Source organism: Gammaproteobacteria bacterium, assembly GCA_016765075.1.
GTDB lineage: Bacteria > Pseudomonadota > Gammaproteobacteria.
This window is the reverse complement of the sequence record JAESQP010000095.1, coordinates 1-3,035: the sequence shown is the minus strand read 5'-3', so window position 1 is coordinate 3,035 and position 3,035 is coordinate 1. Positions and strand designations below refer to the sequence as shown.

Sequence of the window (3,035 nt, the reverse complement as noted above, 5' to 3'; positions counted from 1 at the left end):
CGTTATGGTCAAGTTATGTCATCGGTGGCGGGTGGTGCTGAGGAAGCGGTGCCAGGATTGTATGCAGCGGGGGAATGCGCCTGTGTATCCGTGCATGGTGCCAATCGATTGGGTGGCAATTCTTTATTAGATATTATTGTTTTTGGTCGTGCGGCTGCCAATCATATTATTGCTTATCTTAAGGAAAATCGGCATCACAAAGCATTTGATGATAACGGTATTGCAGCATCTTTAGCACGACTGGCGCATTGGGACAGGAAGGGTGAAGGTGAGACGGTTGCCGGATTAAGAGCCGAATTACAGGCAGCGATGGAAGAATATTGTGGTGTCTTTCGCACTGAAGCTGTGTTGCAGCTTGGTGTCGATAAGGTTAAAACCATTAAGCAGCGTTTGCTAGATGTCACTTTGCAGGATCATAGTAAGGTTTTTAATACCGCGAGAATTGAATTGTTGGAATTAGAAAATTTAGTTGATATTGGCTTAGCAACCGTTGAGTCTGCATTGGCGCGTTGTGAAAGCCGTGGCGCACATTCTCGTATTGACTATCCAAAGCGTGATGATACGCACTGGCTTAAGCATTCGCTCTACCATCTTGAAGAAGGCGTTGTCGATTATAAGCCGGTAAGAATGAAGCCAGTCTCTGTTGCTTCATTTCCGCCGAAAGAGCGAGTGTACTGATGCAAATACGTATTTATCGTTACAACCCTGAAACCGAGAATAAGCCCTATATGCAGAATTATCTGCTTGACAACATAGCCGACGACGCAATGTTGCTCGATGTATTAAAAGCAATTAAAGTGCAAGATGAAACGCTCAGTTTTCGACATTCCTGTGGTGAAGGGGTGTGTGGTTCGGATGCGCTCAATGTGAACGGTCGTAATGTATTGAGTTGTAGTACTGCGGTGAGTGATTTAAAGCAGCCAATCGTTATACGACCGTTACCGGGTATGCCAGTGATTCGTGATTTAGTGGTGGATATGAGTCAGTTTTATCACCACTATCGTGCGGTTGATCCACATCTTATCGTGCACGACCCGGTGCCAGAAGACGAATTTTTGCAAACACCTGAGCAGCGTGCAAAACTCGATGGTTTGTATGAATGCATACTATGCGGTGCTTGCACCACTTCATGCCCGTCGTTTTGGTGGAATCCTGAACGTTTTCGTGGGCCAGCGGCATTGTTGCAGGCTTATCGTTTTGTTGCGGACAGCCGCGACCAAGGTACGGCAACACGCTTAAGCGCATTGGAAGGTTCTTATCGTTTGTTTCGTTGCCATACTATTATGAATTGTGTTGATGCTTGCCCTAAAGGTTTAAACCCCACCCATGCGATTGGCGAGCTAAAGAAACAAATGCTCAAAGACTCGATTTAAAATAATGGAGATGTCACGTTTACGTTGGCGCTGCCGTCGAGGTATGGCCGAGCTGGATGAGCTGCTGGGTAACTTCCTTGATCGTGGGTACATAGATTTAACGAGTGAGCAGCAACAGTGTTTTGAGCAATTACTTGAGCAGTCAGATAATATATTACTCGACTATTTAATGTTAAAAATAAGCTCTACGGATAGAGAAACTAATCATGTCATCGAGCGGATACGCGCTGCCTTTACGCCTTGATATAGGTACATCACGGCAATTACGACTCAGCATAATATTTGCCCACGCGTGGGCAGTATTTGTTGTGTTAGGACTGTCGGCCAGAAATTATATTGTGGCACTATTGTTGGTCTTGGTTTTAGTTAGTTTGTGCTATTACCTTTACCGCTATCGAGCAGGTGGGACGCACATGCCAAGCAGTATCTTGCTAAGAGACTTGGGCATAGTGCGAGTAGAATTTTTAACTGGACAGAATCGTCGAAGTAAACGAGCTGAAATTAGCGGTGACAGTTATTTACATCCCTGGCTGGTGATATTGAATCTCAGGTTTGCTGATGGCAAGAGGCTTTCAATTCCTCTACCTAGAGACAGTCTTGACCACAATCAACATCGGAAATTACGTGTTTACTTGCGTTTGCAGCAATATCGCCTGACGCTAGAATAAGCTGTAGTAGTTGCTTTAACTGCTTTCAAGTGAAAGATACGTATTCTCAATAGTATCGCTGGTGTTGGGGTAGTCTAACGTATAGTGTAGACCACGGCTTTCTTTGCGTGCCATGGCGCAGCGAACGATCAAGTCGGCCAGTGACCAGGTTACGCAATTCGATAAGGTCATTACTGATGTGGTGACTGGCATAGAAATCGTTGATTTCTTGTTGCAAATTATCAATACGTTTGCGCGCTAGTTTTAAGCGTTTATTGCTGCGTACGATACCCACATAGTCAGACATAACACGACGTAGTTCATCCCAGTTATGGTTAATTTCTACAGTTTCCAGTGATGGTGTGACACGGCTGGCATCCCACGGTTTAATTTTTTCAGGCTGGTCGGTCTGCGCCACCAATTGGGTAATATCATCCGCAGCAGCATCTGCCATAACCAAGCACTCAAGCAAGGAATTGCTGGCAATACGATTTGCTCCGTGCAGTCCGGTGCAGGCGGTTTCACCAATGGCGTAGAGGCCATTTAAGTCAGTACGGCCATTAATGCTGGCGACAACACCACCACAAAGATAGTGTGCGGCAGGTACCACAGGAATAGCCTGCTTGGTCAGGTCAAAGCCAAACTGTTTGCAACGCTCATAGACGGTGGGGAAATGCTCAATGATGAAGTCGGCATCACGGTGACTGATATCTAGGTAAACATAGTCCAGGCCTAGGCGTTTAATTTCATGATCTATGGCTCGTGCAACGATGTCGCGCGGTGCCAATTCACCGCGTGGATCAAATTTATGCAAGAAAGCCTGGCCATCACCTGACTTTCCTGTGTCCGATTTTGCCTTGGGCAGTCTTAATTTTGCACCTTCGCCACGCAGTGCTTCAGTCATTAAAAATGACTTAGCTTCGGGATGATAAAGACAGGTAGGATGAAATTGAATAAATTCCATATTACCAATACGACAGCCCGCGCGCCAAGCCATAGCAATACCATCGCCGGT

4 protein-coding genes and 1 pseudogene are annotated in these 3,035 nt (G+C 45.8%); 4 read left to right on the top strand and 1 reads right to left on the bottom strand.

Annotated elements, in window-relative coordinates; genetic code table 11:
* The 4 genes from JKY90_05740 to JKY90_05725 form a co-directional block, all read left to right on the top strand.
* Positions 1–678 (top strand): FAD-binding protein (locus JKY90_05740; protein ID MBL4851766.1); only part of this gene is annotated, 678 nt, incomplete at its 5' end.
* Positions 678–1,373, top strand: coding sequence for a succinate dehydrogenase iron-sulfur subunit (locus tag JKY90_05735; protein ID MBL4851765.1), 696 nt, complete (start codon positions 678–680; stop codon positions 1,371–1,373). The genes JKY90_05740 and JKY90_05735, both read left to right, overlap by 1 nt.
* Before the next feature lie 10 nt (positions 1,374–1,383).
* Positions 1,384–1,617, top strand: a complete 234-nt coding sequence (locus JKY90_05730; protein MBL4851764.1) for a succinate dehydrogenase assembly factor 2 — start codon at positions 1,384–1,386, stop codon at positions 1,615–1,617.
* Positions 1,618–1,786: 169 nt separating this feature from the next.
* Positions 1,787–2,041 (top strand): hypothetical protein, encoded by a 255-nt coding sequence (locus tag JKY90_05725; GenBank protein ID MBL4851763.1) that lies wholly within the window; start codon positions 1,787–1,789, stop codon positions 2,039–2,041.
* A gap of 15 nt (positions 2,042–2,056) precedes the next feature.
* Here JKY90_05725 and JKY90_05720 read toward each other — a convergent pair.
* Positions 2,057–3,035 (bottom strand): annotated as a pseudogene (locus JKY90_05720) (FAD-binding protein).